At 57.2% G+C, this 15,313-nt stretch carries 14 protein-coding genes and 2 pseudogenes; 11 read left to right on the forward strand and 5 right to left on the reverse strand.

Annotated features, from left to right (window positions below):
• The first annotated feature begins 234 nt into the window (after window positions 1-234).
• The 4 genes and pseudogenes from ACQ86N_RS30990 (at window position 235) to ACQ86N_RS31005 (ending at window position 2,444) form a co-directional block, all read left to right on the forward strand.
• Window positions 235-648, forward strand: coding sequence for a hypothetical protein (locus ACQ86N_RS30990; protein WP_431210410.1), 414 nt, complete (start codon window positions 235-237; stop codon window positions 646-648).
• Window positions 645-770, forward strand: a pseudogene (locus ACQ86N_RS30995) (histidine kinase); the annotation flags it as partial. The gene ACQ86N_RS30990 and the pseudogene ACQ86N_RS30995, both read left to right, overlap by 4 nt.
• 393 nt (window positions 771-1,163) lie before the next feature.
• Window positions 1,164-1,868 (forward strand): LytR/AlgR family response regulator transcription factor, encoded by a 705-nt coding sequence (locus ACQ86N_RS31000; protein ID WP_431210411.1) that lies wholly within the window; start codon window positions 1,164-1,166, stop codon window positions 1,866-1,868.
• 78 nt (window positions 1,869-1,946) lie between these two features.
• A complete protein-coding gene (locus tag ACQ86N_RS31005; protein ID WP_431210412.1) occupies window positions 1,947-2,444 on the forward strand; it encodes a hypothetical protein in 498 nt (165 codons plus the stop codon).
• A gap of 47 nt (window positions 2,445-2,491) precedes the next feature.
• Here ACQ86N_RS31005 and ACQ86N_RS31010 read toward each other — a convergent pair whose 3' ends face one another.
• From ACQ86N_RS31010 to ACQ86N_RS31025, 4 genes are read right to left on the reverse strand one after another with little or no spacing between them, the layout of a single operon-like run.
• Window positions 2,492-2,980 (reverse strand): ABC transporter permease, encoded by a 489-nt coding sequence (locus ACQ86N_RS31010; protein WP_431210413.1) that lies wholly within the window; start codon window positions 2,978-2,980, stop codon window positions 2,492-2,494.
• Window positions 2,980-3,681 carry an ABC transporter permease gene (locus tag ACQ86N_RS31015; protein WP_431210414.1) on the reverse strand — a complete coding sequence of 234 codons (702 nt, stop codon included), beginning with the start codon at window positions 3,679-3,681 and terminating at the stop codon, window positions 2,980-2,982. The genes ACQ86N_RS31010 and ACQ86N_RS31015 overlap by 1 nt, the downstream gene beginning before the upstream one ends.
• Window positions 3,681-4,907 (reverse strand): ABC transporter permease, encoded by a 1,227-nt coding sequence (locus ACQ86N_RS31020; protein ID WP_431210415.1) that lies wholly within the window; start codon window positions 4,905-4,907, stop codon window positions 3,681-3,683. The genes ACQ86N_RS31015 and ACQ86N_RS31020 overlap by 1 nt, the downstream gene beginning before the upstream one ends.
• 12 nt (window positions 4,908-4,919) lie before the next feature.
• The gene (locus ACQ86N_RS31025; protein ID WP_431210416.1) at window positions 4,920-7,385 is read right to left on the reverse strand and encodes an FtsX-like permease family protein; all 2,466 of its coding nucleotides are present in this window, start codon (window positions 7,383-7,385) and stop codon (window positions 4,920-4,922) included.
• A gap of 228 nt (window positions 7,386-7,613) precedes the next feature.
• On the opposite strand from ACQ86N_RS31025, the gene ACQ86N_RS31030 reads away from it, so the two are divergent.
• The 6 genes and pseudogenes from ACQ86N_RS31030 to ACQ86N_RS31055 all read left to right on the forward strand — a co-directional run bounded on the left by ACQ86N_RS31030 (window position 7,614) and on the right by ACQ86N_RS31055 (window position 13,374).
• Window positions 7,614-7,934 carry a hypothetical protein gene (locus ACQ86N_RS31030; protein WP_431210417.1) on the forward strand — a complete coding sequence of 107 codons (321 nt, stop codon included), beginning with the start codon at window positions 7,614-7,616 and terminating at the stop codon, window positions 7,932-7,934.
• A pseudogene (locus ACQ86N_RS31035) lies at window positions 7,886-8,785 on the forward strand (ABC transporter permease); the annotation flags it as partial. The gene ACQ86N_RS31030 and the pseudogene ACQ86N_RS31035, both read left to right, overlap by 49 nt.
• A gap of 283 nt (window positions 8,786-9,068) precedes the next feature.
• Complete coding sequence (locus ACQ86N_RS31040) at window positions 9,069-9,965, forward strand: ABC transporter permease (RefSeq protein ID WP_431210418.1); 897 nt, start codon at window positions 9,069-9,071, stop codon at window positions 9,963-9,965.
• A gap of 2 nt (window positions 9,966-9,967) precedes the next feature.
• Window positions 9,968-12,286, forward strand: a complete 2,319-nt coding sequence (locus ACQ86N_RS31045) for an ABC transporter permease (protein ID WP_431210419.1) — start codon at window positions 9,968-9,970, stop codon at window positions 12,284-12,286.
• Window positions 12,287-12,439: 153 nt separating this feature from the next.
• A complete protein-coding gene (locus ACQ86N_RS31050) occupies window positions 12,440-12,766 on the forward strand; it encodes a carboxypeptidase-like regulatory domain-containing protein (RefSeq protein WP_431210420.1) in 327 nt (108 codons plus the stop codon).
• Window positions 12,763-13,374 carry a hypothetical protein gene (locus ACQ86N_RS31055; protein ID WP_431210421.1) on the forward strand — a complete coding sequence of 204 codons (612 nt, stop codon included), beginning with the start codon at window positions 12,763-12,765 and terminating at the stop codon, window positions 13,372-13,374. Before ACQ86N_RS31050 ends, ACQ86N_RS31055 begins: the two co-directional genes overlap by 4 nt.
• Before the next feature lie 73 nt (window positions 13,375-13,447).
• Here the strand turns inward: ACQ86N_RS31055 and ACQ86N_RS31060 are convergent, their stop codons facing one another.
• On the reverse strand, window positions 13,448-13,576 hold the full coding sequence (locus ACQ86N_RS31060; RefSeq protein ID WP_431210422.1) for a hypothetical protein: 129 nt from the start codon (window positions 13,574-13,576) through the stop codon (window positions 13,448-13,450).
• Between ACQ86N_RS31060 and ACQ86N_RS31065 the strand changes: the two genes are divergently transcribed.
• Window positions 13,575-15,284 (forward strand): outer membrane beta-barrel protein, encoded by a 1,710-nt coding sequence (locus tag ACQ86N_RS31065; RefSeq protein ID WP_431210423.1) that lies wholly within the window; start codon window positions 13,575-13,577, stop codon window positions 15,282-15,284. The genes ACQ86N_RS31060 and ACQ86N_RS31065 overlap by 2 nt on opposite strands.
• The last annotated feature ends 29 nt before the right edge of the window (window positions 15,285-15,313 follow it).

Below are 15,313 nucleotides of genomic sequence, written 5' to 3' on the forward strand. Positions count from 1 at the left end.
CCCGTCCTGTTCAGGGGGCAGTTTTACCCGTTCGTCGACGACCCGGCTGTTTATCCCGCAAATGGCTTATTATTACACCGCTAATGAGCCCGATCGACCATATTCTCCGGTTCCAGAGAAAACACAGGCTGGCCAGCCATATCCTGTTCTGGCTGATCGTCTACCTCCTCGGCCTCAGCTCCAGCAAATACTACGACGGCAATAAATTCTCCTTCGACTTCTCCCTCATCACCGATGGACTCTACCTTTCCCACAGAGATCATCGCCGCCTATTTTCTGGCTTACCTCATCATCCCCGCCTTCCTCTACCGGAAAAAATACGTCATCGCCACCGCCGGCTTCCTGGCAGGTAGCTACTTTATCTGCCTCCTCGCCCGCATCATCATCATCCGCATAGCAGAACCCCTCGCCGGCATCGCCCCCAAAACTTCCGAAGACAACCACGAGCTCCTCACCGATATACCCAAGCTGATCTATGTCTATTTCTTCCAGATCTTCTCCGTCGCCCTCGTCTTCGTCATCATCCGGCTCCTCACACAACACCTCTACCAGCAGCAACGCACCCTGACCCTCGAAAAGAAAAGATCGCTACCGAACTGCGGCTGCTCAAATCCCAGCTCAACCCCCACTTCTTCTTCAACACCCTGAACAATATCTATGCCCTATCCATACTCAACTCCCCCGTCACTTCCACCAGCATCGCCAAACTCGCGGAGATCCTCGACTATATCCTCTACCGCTGCGACAACACCTTCGTCCCCATCGCCGGCGAGATCGGCCTGCTCAACAACTACCTCGAACTCGAACGCCTCCGCTACGACCAGCGACTCTGCCTCCGATTTACCAGCCGCATCGAACAGGACACATCTATCCCCCCGCTGCTCCTCCTCTCCCTCGCGGAAAACGCATTCAAACACGGCGCCAGCCACGACCCAGGACAACCCACCATCGAAATAGACCTCCACGTCACCCGCGACAGCCTCCGCTACTCCGTATCCAATAGCACCACCGCTACATCCACCCCCATACCCTCCAACAAAATTGGCCTCCCCAATATCCGCCAGCAACTCGACCTCCTCTACCCAGGCCGCCACAGTTTCTCGGCAACCAGAGACCAGCAACCAATTCAATACCCTCCTCATCCTCCAACTAAACCCCGCACCATGACCACCAACATCCGTTGCCTGCTCGTCGACGACGAACCACTTGCCATTCAACTGCTGCAAAAACACATCGCCCAGCTGCCTTTCTTCGAAGTCGCTTCCACCTGCTCCAACGCCATTCAGGCCCTCGAAATACTCAACCACCAACCCATCGACCTGCTCTTTCTCGACATCCGCATGCCCAGCCTCTCCGGACTCGACCTCCTCAAAACCCTGCGCAACCGACCGCAGACCATCCTCACGACGGCCTACCGCGAATACGCACTCGACGGCTTCGACCTCGACGTCGTTGACTACCTCCTGAAACCGGTCACTTTCGACCGCTTCTTCATGTCTGTGGAACGCTACCTGCGCATCAACCACCAACCCATGACCCGCGTCCTCTCCTCCTCGGAGCCGCAGTTCATCTACCTCAAGTCGGGGTATAAATACTTCAAACTCGACCTGCAGGAAATTTTATTCGTAGAAAGCAGAAAAGACTATATCCGCGTCATCACAAAAGAAAGGACCATCGTCGCCAAATACAAACTCAGCGACATGGAAAAAGAACTCGAAGACAAAGGCTTCCTCCGCATCCACCGGTCCTACATCGTCAACCGCCATCACATCACCTCCTTCACCGCCGCCGGCCTCGACATCGCCGGTCACCAGCTGCCTATCGGCGACACCTACAAGGCATTGGTTACTGCAACCATTATGCGCTAAACACATCCGTCATTCTTAACAATCTTTTAGTCCGCAACAACCACCGAATCCACGTACCTTCAGCAAAACCTTATTATTATGACAGTAGACGTCTATCAGATCCCCAGCTACTTCCCCACCAACGATCCGGCAAACCCGGGCACCACGTACACCAAGCTCACCACAGTCAGCTTCATTCCGGTCCTCAACTCCTACTTCTGCGACCTCGTCAACGACAAAGCCTACCGCGTTCTTCAGGTCCTTTCCTCCAAAGACCTCGACCGCGCCATCGTCGTCACCGTACCGCAGACCATCTCCGTAAAAAACATCTTCTTTATCCCCGGCGAACACCCGACTTCCACCGTCGACATCTTCGCCGATATCAGCGGCGAGGTCCCCAGCCCTCCCGGCTCCGGAGGCTACGGCCTGATCAATTCCCCCGACTTCATTCCCCCGATCGGCTCGTTCTACTACCAAACCCTCCGCGAGCGGACCTACAGGATCATCGATGTATTATATGCTATCGGCGAAGACCGTACCATCGTCTTAGCCGTTCCATCCGCGCAGGACGCACTGGATATTTTCAATCTCCCATAGTAAACCATCAAAAAGGTGGCCGGCGACAAACCGGCCGCCCTATATACCTATTCCGTTCGCAGATTCTTCACCGGATTCGCCATCGCAGCCCTTACCACATGGAACCCCACCGTCAGGAGCGCCAGCCCCAGCGCCGTAGCCCCAACACCCGCAAACATCCACCACTCCAGCGCCACCCGATAAGGGAACTCCTGCAGCCACTGACTCATGATCAGCCACGACAACGGCGTAGCGATCACCACCGCCAGCGCCACCAGCCCCACGAACTCCCGCGATATCAGCACGCTTATCTGACTCACGCTCGCCCCCAGCACCTTCCGGACCCCGATCTCCTTCACCCGCTGGCTGACGATCAGCAACACCATCGCCAGCAGCCCCATACAGGAAAGAACTATCGCGATCGCCGCGGCAATACCGAAAAACAATGACATCATCCGCTCGCCCGTGTACCAGTCATTGACGTTATCATCCACAAAACTCGCCCTGAACTCCTGCCCCGGCTCGAGCACCGCCATCTCTCTCTTCAACCGCTCCATCAGCCCGACCGCCCCGGCCGCCGTCGTCTTGACAAAACAATAGTCGAGCCCCCCTTCGCAAAACTCAGCGTCAGTGGCCTTATCTGCTGCGCCATCGAATAAAGATGGAAGTCGGCAAAGACCCCGACCACATGCATCCCCTTCGTCTCCCCGTCGGGAATGATCGTCTTCCCAACCACATCCTTTTCATGCAGTTGCTTCGCCATGCTCTCCGATAACAAGACATTGTCCGCCGTATCCGTTCCATAACTCTTATCGAACTCCCTTCCCGCCACCAGCGGGATCCCCAGCGTCTTTAAATAGTCATAGTCGATCCAGGCCCGGTCCGTCGAAACGCTCTTCCCCTTATAGTCGAACCCCGTACTGATCGATACCGTCTTCCGGTCCGCACCCCTCCCCATATTGATATTGCTCCCCGATACCGACAGCACACGCGGGTCCGACGCCAGCATCATCCGCAGCTTCTCCACCGTCTCACGACCCTTTTCGGGCGCCCGCAGCGGTATGCTCACCAGAAAACTCTTATCCATGCCCAGATCGGCATCCTGCAGATGCCTGCCCTGCAGGTAGACTACGAACGTACAACAGATCATCACACACGCGATCACGAACTGCGCAACTATCAGACTGCTCCTCACCCCACTCTTTCGCTTCAACCCCAGCCTGCCCTTCAACGTCTCCACCGTGTTGAACCGCGACATTATCCACGAAGGATATCCCCCGCGACCAATGCGACGAATAAAAGCAACACCACCGACAACCCAAGGAATTTTGGATTCAGCAGTATCTCCCCCAGCGGAATATTCATCCGCTGAATACCATCGATCGAATGCATCAGCACATTGGTCAGCAGCAGCGAAAGGACAAAGGCCAGCGCACATATCATAAAACTCTCGTACCACAACTGTCCGAAAAGCCTGTTCCTCCCCGCCCCCAGACACTTCCTCACCCCGATCTCCCTGCTCCTCGTAAAAGCAGTCGCCAGATTGATATTCACGAAATTAAAGCTGGCGATTGCAATCACCAGCAGCCCCACCAGCAACAGCGTATACACCATCATATAACTCGTAGCCTTATGTCCGTTGACCTGGACGGAGAAATGCGCCTTCGACAGCGGTAACAGCCTCGTCGCATAGATATCCCCATTCTGGTCCGGCTTCGCGCCCTTCTTCACCAGATCCGTATACACGCCCGCCTGATACCGATGATTGATCAGCCGCAGCTGCTGCTCGGCCTCCCGCTGCGTCGCCCCCTCCTTCAGTTCCACATACAACGCCAGCATATGATTGTCCCAGCGATTCGTAGCCGCCGTATAGTCACCCCTGTTCTCTATCCGCGTCAGCATCTCGAATTTTACCGTCGACAACTTCGGGTCTTTGACCACGGCCGACACCGTATACGCCTTCAGTTTTTCCCCCGCCGACGCGCTCAGCTGCTGTCCGATCGGATCCTCGTTACCAAATATCTTTTTTGCCGTTTCCTCCGTCAGGACGATATCCGTCAATTTCCCCAGCGGATTCGACGCATTCCCCCTGACCACCTTGAAAGTAAACATTCGGAACAGATCCTCATCCGCCATCATCACCGGAATATCCAGCGACCTGTTCCTATAATTCAGATGGCTCCCCCCATCGACAAACCGGGCACTCCGCTCCACCGCCGGCGCCTCGGCCCTGATCACCGGACCCGCGGAATAGTCGAACTGGTTGTTGATCCCCGGCCCGTCCGGCCCATTGGTAAAAACATACGCCTCATAGATCCTCCCCGAATTGACATGCTGCGAATCATAACTCAGCTGACTGTATACCAGCAGCAGCACGGCAATACCGATCGTAAATCCGATGACAAGACCACCCATATTTACTGCCGTATGCAGCCTGTTCCGCGACAAATTCCGCCACGCGGACCGAAAAATAGTGTTAACCATAGCTAGATAAAATTACTCCGTTCTAAGATATTTTATTGGATTGGCCATCGCGGCCCGTATGACATAAAAGCTCACCGTCACCAACGCAACCGCCAGCGCCGCCACACCAGCCGCCACAAACACCCACCAGCTCAGACCCGTCCGGTATGAAAAATCCTGCAGCCACTGATGCGAAAAATACCAGGCAATTGGCGTCGCGATCACGATCGACACCCCAACCAGCCACACAAAATCCATGCTCAGACTCGCCGTTATAGCGCTCACACTCGCACCCAGCACCTTGCGGATACTGATCTCCTTCGCGCGGCGCCTCGTCGTAAAAAGCCCCAGCCCGAACAGCCCCATACAGGAGATAAAGATCGTCACCCCCGTAGCCATATTCACCAGCCAGGCAGTCTTTCGCTCCTGCCCAAACAACTGCCCCACATACTCGTCCAGGAACAGGCGATTGAAATCCCTGTCCGGAAATAGCCGTTTCCATTCGCCTTCCATCGCCGTCAGTACCGCTTTCACCCCCTTTACATCCCGCCGGTCAGCCGTCAGCCGGACGGCAATATTCTGCTCCCGCGCCGGCGCATTCTCGATGACCACCGGAGGTATTGCTTCATGAAAAGAGGCGATATGAAAATCCGCCACCACGCCGACTACAGGAAAACCCTTCCCGGCCCCTCCGTTGGATCCCGAGTGATACAAAACCCTGCCGATCGCATCCTCCGGCCGCCGGCAGCCCATCAGCCGCGTCAGCGTAACGTTAACCACCAGCTCGTTCAGACTATCGCCGCGCAGCATATTTCTTCCCGCCACCAGCTTCATATGATAGAACGGAATAAAAGCATCGTCACCGATCTTCGCCGACACCTCGTGCATCTCATTCGACGCCGGCTGGAAAGCGAACATATCCATATCCTGCGCAAACCCCATAGGAGGCGTCCCCTGCAGCATCGCCTTCTCCACACCGGGTATATGGCGGGCCGCCTCGACAAAGACCCGCAGCTTTTCCGGCGGATCATTCCAGTCCGTGACCGTCAATACCCTGTCCATGTCGAACCCCTTATCCGTCCCGTCCATATAGTTTATCTGCTTGCCGATGACCAGCGAAGCAGTAATAAATATCAGCGATACCGTGAACTGAAAGACGATCAGCGCCCGCCGCATATTCGATCGCTCCCGGCCCGCCCCTCCCTTCAGGCTCAATACCGGCACATAACCCGAAAGTACCCACGCAGGATAAAAACCGGCCAGCAACGTAGTCCCCGCAACAAGCCCGAGCAGGAACAGCAGCGTCGACGGCTCCCCGACACGGAACGGCAATCCCTCGGGCACATACTCGCGGAACAGCCCCAACACCGGCTCGACAAGCAGCAAAGCCAGTATAACAGCGAACAGCGTAAGCACACCAGTCTCGACCAGCAGCTGTACCCGGATATCGACCTTACGCCCGCCGATGACCTTCCTCACCCCGATCTCCTTCGCCCGGCTCATCGACTGCGCGGTCGCCAGATTCACAAAATTGATCGCGGCAATCAGCAAAATAAATACTGCCACGCCGATCATCACATACAAGGTCGGTAGATAAGGTTTCCGCCAGTTGTCTCCATCATCCCCCCGGTGAAACTCATGCGTGAAATGAATATCGCTTAGCGGCTGTAACCACATTCTCAATCTGGAATTACCATAGACCCCCTTGACTTTCTGTTTGATATAAGCCGCCATGGCTGCATTCACCTGCTCCGGACGCACTCCCCGCGCCAGTTTCACAAAGGCCATGCTCTTGTGTGGTCGGAGAGGCGTCCAGTCGGCTGTCGGTATCCACGACCTCAGCCAGCTATGCGTCGCAGTACTAACGGACAAAAAATCCGTATAGCCGAGGTCGGTATTCCCCTCCGGGTCGGCAACGATCCCGGCAACCATCACCCGCAGCGAATCGTCATACACTATCGTCTTCCCGACCATCGACGCAAGCGGACCAGACCCAAAATATAGCCTCGCCCGGCTCTCCGTCAGCACCACACGATTTGGCTGGGCCATCGTCCGGGCATTCCCTTCCAGCCATTTATAATCAAAAACAGAAAAATAGTCCGGCCACGTGAACACAGCCGTCGGCTGATAGGCCCCTGGTATGCTGTTGTCCACCTTTTTCGGCGGCTGCCCCGCCTGCGGGATGCTGATCTTGCCACCATAGGTATACAACCCCGAGGCAGCGGCAAAACCCCGTATCTGCGTCTGAAACCCCGCAACACCTGCATCAGGGCTGTTACCGAAACGCGTCTCCCCCGAGGGCGTCACGAGCTCTCCGACGATCCGGTAGATCCGGTCGCCGTCCTTATGATAGCGGTCATAACTGAATTCGTAACTGGTGATCAGATAGAGAACAAGGCAACCACAAACGCCAAAGGCGAGCCCCAATACGTTTATCGCGGCAAATAGCTTATTCCGGGCGATATTCCGCCAGGCAATAACCAGGTAGTTCCTCAGCATGGGAAGGTTAGTTTCATAATCCCGAACGAAACCAATGCCAATACCTAAACCCATTGGCAGCCAAACAACTAACGGTGTACCCCATCCACGGAATGTCCGCTTTTGATACGCCCACTGTCCGGAAAACACCCGCCACTAACCAGAGACAAAACCACACCCTCCTGATAATCAACTCTTTTTTGTTTTGGACCCAATATTGTACCTTCTGGCACAAACCAGCCACTACACATGCTGCTCAGCTATATAAAAATCGCCCTCAGGAACCTTCGACGCAACCAACTGATCTCCTTTATCAACATCTTCGGCCTCGGCCTCGCCATGTCCGTCGGCCTCATGGAGCTCGTTATCGTACAGGACGCTCTCAGCTATGACCGTTTTCACCCCTACCCCAACCGTACGTGGCGCGTCATCAGCGACTACCGCCAGAACGACGGCCAGCACTGGAAGCTCGCCAGCACCCCCTGCCACTCCGCGACGCCCTGGCCAAAGATACCACCGACATCGAAGAGACCGTCAGCATCAACCCCAGCCTCCAGGGCCCGGCCATAGCCGCAGGCCGCGAATTCCACCTGAATGCCGCCTTCACCCAGCCCTCCTTCTTCCGCATCTTCGGCTTTACCCTCGCCTCCGGCGACCCCCAGACCGCTCTTCAAAACCCGGGCTCCGTCGTCCTGACCGCCACCTCATCAAAACGACTCTTCGGCTCCGCCGACCCCATGGGCAAATTCATCAGCTTCGGCAAAAAAGGACAATACATCGTCACCGGCGTCATAGCCGGCAGCACCAATAAATCACATATCGACTTCGAAGCCTACGCATCCGGACCCGACATACTCTCCGACGACTGGGGAGAATGCCGGGCCACCTACACCTACGTGCTCACAAAGAGCACAACACCTCCTGTAAGCCTGCTGAACAGCCTCGCCGCCAACGCCAACAGCCGCGACAAAAATGGCCGGCTTTCCTTCGAAACCCAGCCCATCACGAAGATCAGCCCCGGCCCATCGGACATCTACAACGATATCGGCCGCGGAACCTCCTGGTCCAAACTCTGGACGGGCATCGACGTCACCCTCCTGCTCCTCATCGCCGCCTGCTTCAACTATACCAACCTCACCGTCTCCCGGGCCCTGACCCGCGCAAAAGAGGTAGGCGTAAGAAAGATCAACGGCGCCCGGCGCTACCAGATATTTGTTCAGTATATCGTCGAAGCCTGCATCACGGCCTTCCTCGCCCTCGCCTTCGCCTGGATGCTCTTCTCCCTCATCGTTCGGTATGCCCCGTTCAACGACGGCTACGAGATGGTCCCCTCATCTTTTCACTATAATATTGCATACGTCCTCACCACCCTCGGTTTCGCGGTCTTCACCGGTCTCCTCGCCGGCGCCGCCCCCGCCTGGATGCTCTCTTCCTTCCGTCCCCTCCGCGTCCTCAAGAACCTCACCACAGCCAAACTCTTCGGCAGCATCGGCCTCCAGAAGACCCTCATCGTCTTTCAGTACAGCCTTTCACTCGTCCTCGTCATCTTCTTGTCCTCCTTCTATCGCCAGTTCGCATTCCTCTCGGGAAAAGACCGCGGCTTCAAAAAAGACAATATCGCCGTAGTCCCCCTCGACGGCGCAGATAAAGGACCTGGTGGCGGCCGCATTCGCCTCCACCAGCGGCGTCACATCCGTCTCAGCCATGTCCGTCCGCTTCCAGCCCCGCTACGAAGGACCCCGCGGGCCCGCATGGATCGACAACAACCAGAAGGGCACCATCAACCTCAACTACCTCTACGCCGACCGCGCCTTCATCCCCGCCATGAAGATCGCCCTGACGGCAGGCCATAACTTCACCTCCGACGACAGCACCGAACGCTCCGTCATCGTCAATACCAAAGCCGCCCGGCTCCTGGGCTTTCCAACACCAGCCGCCGCCCTGGGTAAACAGCTCTGGGTCAACGATAGTACAAAACTCACCATCATCGGCGTAACCGCTGACTTCGTCTACGAAGGCGCCGGACGCTCCATCGACCCCACGGCCTTCCGCAACAAGTCCGGCGCCTGCAACTATTTATACATCGACGCCGGCCACTCCGACAAAAAAGCCCTCACCCAACGCCTCGCCGCCGCATGGCATCGCACGGTACCCAAACAATCCTTCACCGGCACATGGCTGTACGATGACATCGCCGGCATGGACTCCCAGTCCGCCACACTCTCGCTGCTCGGCTACCTCGCCTTCATGGCCGTCACCATCGCCACCCTCGGCCTGCTCGGCCTCGTCATCTATAGCGTAGAGACCAGACGAAAAGAGGTCAGCATCCGCAAGGTCGTCGGCGCCAGCCAATCCCAGCTCGTCCGCCTCCTCTCCCGCCGCTTCATAAAGCTGCTCGTGATCGCCGGAGCCGTCGGCCTGCCCATCGGCTACACCCTGAGCTTCCTCTTCCAAATGAACTTCGCCGACCGCCCCGGCAACGGCTTCCTCGCAGCCGCAGCCTGCTACATCCTCCTCCTAACCATCGGCCTCGTTACCATTATATCCCAGACCTACGCCGCCGCCAAACAAAACCCCGCCCCCGCACTAAAAACCGAATGACCATGCTCAAGATCTTTTCACGCTACATCCGCCGCAATAAATTCTATACCGCCGTCAATATCCTCGGCCTCTCCCTCGGACTAACCGCCTGCCTCGTCATCTATACCATCATCCACCACGAACTCAGCTTCGACCGCTTCCATCCCGGCAGCGAACGCATCTACCGCGTCATGGGCGACCTCCCAGAGTCCTCCGGCAAGATCCTCCACTTCGCCCGCATCCCCCTGGCCGCATCCACCTCCACCCCGCCAGGCCTCGAATCGATAGCCAGCTGCGTCCCCTACCCCTCAAGGCCAACCGCCGTCTATACCCAATCAAAATATTTCTCCATCTTCCCCTGCGAATGGCTGGCCGGCAACCCCGCAACCGCCCTCCAGACCCCGTCCACCGTCGTATTGACGCAGGCAAAAGCCAGATTCTATTTCGGCAACACCGCCCCCGCCGACATCATCGGCAAACAGATCGTCTTCGACGATTCGGCTATATCCTCACCTTCGTCCGGGTCTGCTTCACGTCCGTCGGCAAGACTAACGGTATCGGGTATCGTAAAAGACCGTACACAAAACACCGACTTCAACTTTACCGAATTCATCTCCTCCTCTACTGATACCAACACCCGCGCCGACGCCTGGACCCAGGGCGATATGTCCGCGTGGACCTTCATAAAACTCCAACCAAACACAAAACCCGCCGCCGTCGACCGCGCACTCGCGGCCTTCGTCCAACCCCACCTGACCCATAACTTCAAACTCCGCCTCCGGCTCCAGCCGCTCGCCAATATACACTTCGACGCAGACGTCATCGAGAACCCCGTCCGCACCGCCCATATGCCGACCCTCTACGGCCTGCTCGTCATCGCCGGCTTCATCCTCCTGCTCGCCGTCATCAACTTCATCAACCTCTCCACCGCCCAGTCCCTCCGCCGGGCCAAAGAGGTAGGCATCCGAAAAGTACTCGGCAGCACCCGCACCAGCCTGCGCCTGCAGTTCCTGTTCGAAACCGCCCTGATCACCGGTTTCTCCATTCTGCTCGCCGTCACGGCCGTCCGCCCGACCCTGCAACTATTTCACGCCTTCCTCCCTCCCGGACTAAAAGCCAATCTGCTCGCCGGGTCAACCATCGCCTTTATCGCGGCCATCTTTCTCACCACCACCCTCCTCGCCGGCTTCTACCCCGCAAAGGTCCTCTCTTCATATTTACCCGCCCTCAGCCTCAAAGGCGGCGCAGAACAAAAAGGCGGCGAACAATGGCTGCTCCGCAAAAGCCTCATCGTATTCCAGTTTGCCACATCCCTCGTCTTCATCATCGGCAGCTTCGTCATCACCGCCCAGCTCCGCTACGCCCGCGAAATAGACCCCGGCTTCAGCTCCGACGCCATCCTCACCGTCGACGCCCCGCGGGGCGACAGTATCGCCAAAGCCAAAGTCCTCGCCGAAAGACTCCGCAGCATCCCCGGCATCAGCCAGACCGCCCTCCAGTGGGTAACCCCCATGACCGACAACACCCGCGGAATGGCCCTAAAGTCTTCCCCCGCAGACCCCAGGCCCGTCAGCGCAACACAGGTCGTAGGCGACGAGAATTTTATACCCCTCTACCGGATAACCCTGCTCGCCGGTAAAAATATTTCGCCCGCCGACAGCGTCCGCGAACTCGTCATCAACGAGACCCTGTCCCGTCTCCTCGGCGACAAGACACCCGAACAGTCCCTCGGAAGGATCCTGTACTGGAACGACCGTCCCTATCCCGTAACAGGCGTCGTCGCGGACTTCCACACAAAGTCGATACACGACCCCATCCTGCCCGCCTGCATCATCAACCGGCCCGACAGAAAAGGCTCCGTCGCCGTCCGCCTGGCCACAAACAACCCGGCCGCCGTCCTCCCTCAAATGGCCGCCGCATGGAAAGACATCTATCCCGGGCGCCCGTTCACCTACCGCTTCTTCGACGAATCACTGGCCCGCCTATACGAAAACGACCGCCGGACCGCCACCCTCATCGACACCTCCATGGCCACTACCATCCTCATCTCCTGCATCGGCCTCTTCGGCCTGGCCCTCTTCACCGCCGAAAAGAAAGCAAAAGAAATAAGCATCCGCAAAGTCCTCGGCGCCACAACAGGCACCATCACGGTCCTCCTCTTCAAAAATTTCCTGTCCCTCATCATCCTCGCCCTCCTCATCGCCACCCCCTTCGCCTGGTTCCTCAGCAAAACCTGGCTCGACAATTTCGCCTACCACATCCGCCTCAGCCCTGGCCCTTCCTCGCCGCCGGCGCCGCAGCCTCCACCATCGGCCTCATCACCGTCGGCTACCAGTCCATAAAAGCCGCCAAAACAAATCCTGTAAAAAATCTAAAAGCAGAATAACCTCCGGCCGCCGCCACACCCGATCGCAGGATCGTACTCGCCGATACCCAATCCCCATTCACCTATCCGCGAATAAAATCCGCACGGGTATCTCTAGCTTTATCCCCTTATGAGAATCTTCGTATTCTTTTTTCTTTCCTGTCTGTCACTTTATGCAACGGCGCAGCCACACATCCGCGGCAGCATAAAAGGCATCGTCATCGACTCCGCGGCCAACCAACCCCTGTCCGAGGCCACCATCTCCCTCACCCCGGCCTCCGACAGCACCGACGCCCAGTTCGTGATCAGCGACAAACACGGCGCATTCGCCTTCAAAAGCCTCGAACCAGGGCAGCTACCAGCTCGACCATCACCTTCGAAGGCTTCCACCACATCAGCAAACGCCTCACGATCAGCTCCACAACAAAGGACATCGACGCAGGAAAACTCCTCATGAAAAGTGCCACCGACTTCCTCCAGGAAGTCGTCGTCCAGAGCCCACCCATGCGGATCAGAAAAGACACCATCGAATACAACGCCGCCAGCTTCGCCACCAAACCCAACGCCGTCGCCGAAGACCAGCTGAAGAAACTACCCGGCGTACAAGTCGACGCCAGCGGCAATATCACCGCGCAGGGCGAAAAAGTACAGCGCATCCTCGTCAACGGCAAACGCTTCTTCGGCGACGACCCCAAACTCGCCACCCGCACCCTTCCCCCGATATCATCGAGAAATACGAGATCTTCGACGACCTCGACGACCAAAGTAAATTCTCCGGCTTCGACAATGGCAACCGTATCAAGACCATCAATATCGTTACCCGCAGAGACAGACGGCAGGGATACTTCGGCCGGGCCATCGCAGGCGCCGGAACCGACCAGGCCTACAATAACAGCTTCAACTTCCACCGCTTCAACAACAACCAGCAGATCTCCGTCCTCGGCGAAGGCAACGATATCAACAAACAGAACTTCACCGCCCAGGACATCCTCGGCTCCTCCGGCAGCAGACGCGGCAGCGGCCGCGGCCCCTCTGCCGCCACCAACGGCAGCGGCGCAGGCGTAACGACCGTATGGGCCGCCGGTCTCAACTACCGCGACTCCCTCGGCAAAAAGGGCGAGATCTACGGCAGCTATTTCTATAACTTCACCCACGTCTCCACCGGCAGCCAGAGCCTCACCGAAAAATTCTTCGACGCAGCCGAAGACACATCCAATACCACCGCCCGCAACTCCACCGCCTTCCAGCGCAGTACCAACCAGCGCATGAACCTCAACCTCGAAGAAAAGATCGACAACTTCACCTCATTCGTATTCCGGCCCAATATCGCCTTCCAGACGAGCAGCCCCAACTCCTCGTCGGTCTCCTCCACCACCGACCAGCACGCCACACCCATCAGTACCTCGGACGGTACCACCAACAGCACCAACCACGGCTTCAACGTCAACGGCTCCAATATCACCCTCCGCCACAAATTCGCAAAACCATACCGGACCCTCTCCCTCGACATCAACGGGATGGTCAACGTCAACAACGGCTACGGCTACAACAACGCCCTCAACAACTTCTTCCTGCTCGACTCGACCGAGAACCTGCGGCAGTACTATAACGACTCCCTGCACTCCGTCACCCTCAGCCCGACCCTCTCCTATACCGAACCGATCACAAAGAATTCAATCGTCGAACTCAACTACAACCATACCTATACCCACCATACCACCACCAACGACACCTACGACTACCAGGACGCGTCAAAAGGCTACACCGGCTACGACAGCCTGTTCAGCAACTCCTATAAATTCGAATCCAACTCCGACCGCATCACCCTCAACTACCGGATCCAAAACGCCAAATTCAATATCAACGCGGGCTCCGGCGTCCAGTTCACCACCTACAACAGCCTGAACACGACAAAAAGCATCGACGTCGCCCACACCTATGTCAACTGGACACCCGCCGTCAACTTCATGTACTCCTTCTCGCATATGCAGCGGATCCGCTTCTACTACTCCGGCAGGACCGGACAGCCGACGGCCTCCCAGCTGCAGCCCCTGACCACGACCAACGACAACATCAACTATACCACCGGCAACCCGGCGCTGAAACCGCAATTCACCCACAGCGTCCGCCTGCTCTACCAGTCCTTCAACCCATCTACCCAGAACGTCCTTTTCGCCACCATCAACGCCAGCACCACCGTCAACGACATCCAGAGCGCCATCGTCCCCAATAAAAAAGGCGGCCAGACGACCACCTATGTCAACCTCAACGGCACCTACAGCGTAGCCGGCTATTTCGACTACGGCTGGTCCCTGAAACGCCCCAGGTCCAACCTCAACCTCATCACCAACATCAACTACGGACAGTCCCAGACCCTCGTCGATTCCACCATCGCGGGCATCGGTGGCTACCAGCACGACTACTCCCGCAATACCACCCTGTCACAGACGGTCTCATGGACCACCAACATAAAGAAGAATTTCGACATGAACCTCAGCGCCACCTCCAACTACAACATCGCGCGCAACAGCCTCCACCCCCAGCAAAACTTCGACTACTTCTCCCAGGTCGTCGACGCCGAGATAACCGCCTACACCAACAGCGGCTGGCTCATCGCCACCAACTTCACCTATACCTATACCGACAACCGCGTGCCCGGCTACAACGCCAGCATCCCGCTGATCAGCCCCAGCATCGCAAAATCCCTGTTCCGTAAAAAAAATGGAGAACTCCGCCTCACGGTCTTCGACCTTCTGAAAGAAAATACATCCGTCAGCAAGACAGTATCGCTCAACCGCGTATCCACCAGCCGGACCTCTACCCTCCAGCGCTACGCCATGCTGACCTTTACCTATAACCTAAACAATTTCGCCGGCAGGAACCAGCGAAAAATGCCCGGCGTCTTCCCCGGCCGCTTCCGCAACGGCGGAGGTGGAGGAGGCGGCTTCCGCGGCGGCGGCGGCGGCCGGCACTAATCACCACCCCAGTCCCCGTAGTCACCACC

This window comes from Puia sp. P3 (assembly GCF_050632245.1).
In the GTDB taxonomy this organism is placed as follows: Bacteria; Bacteroidota; Bacteroidia; order Chitinophagales; family Chitinophagaceae; genus Puia.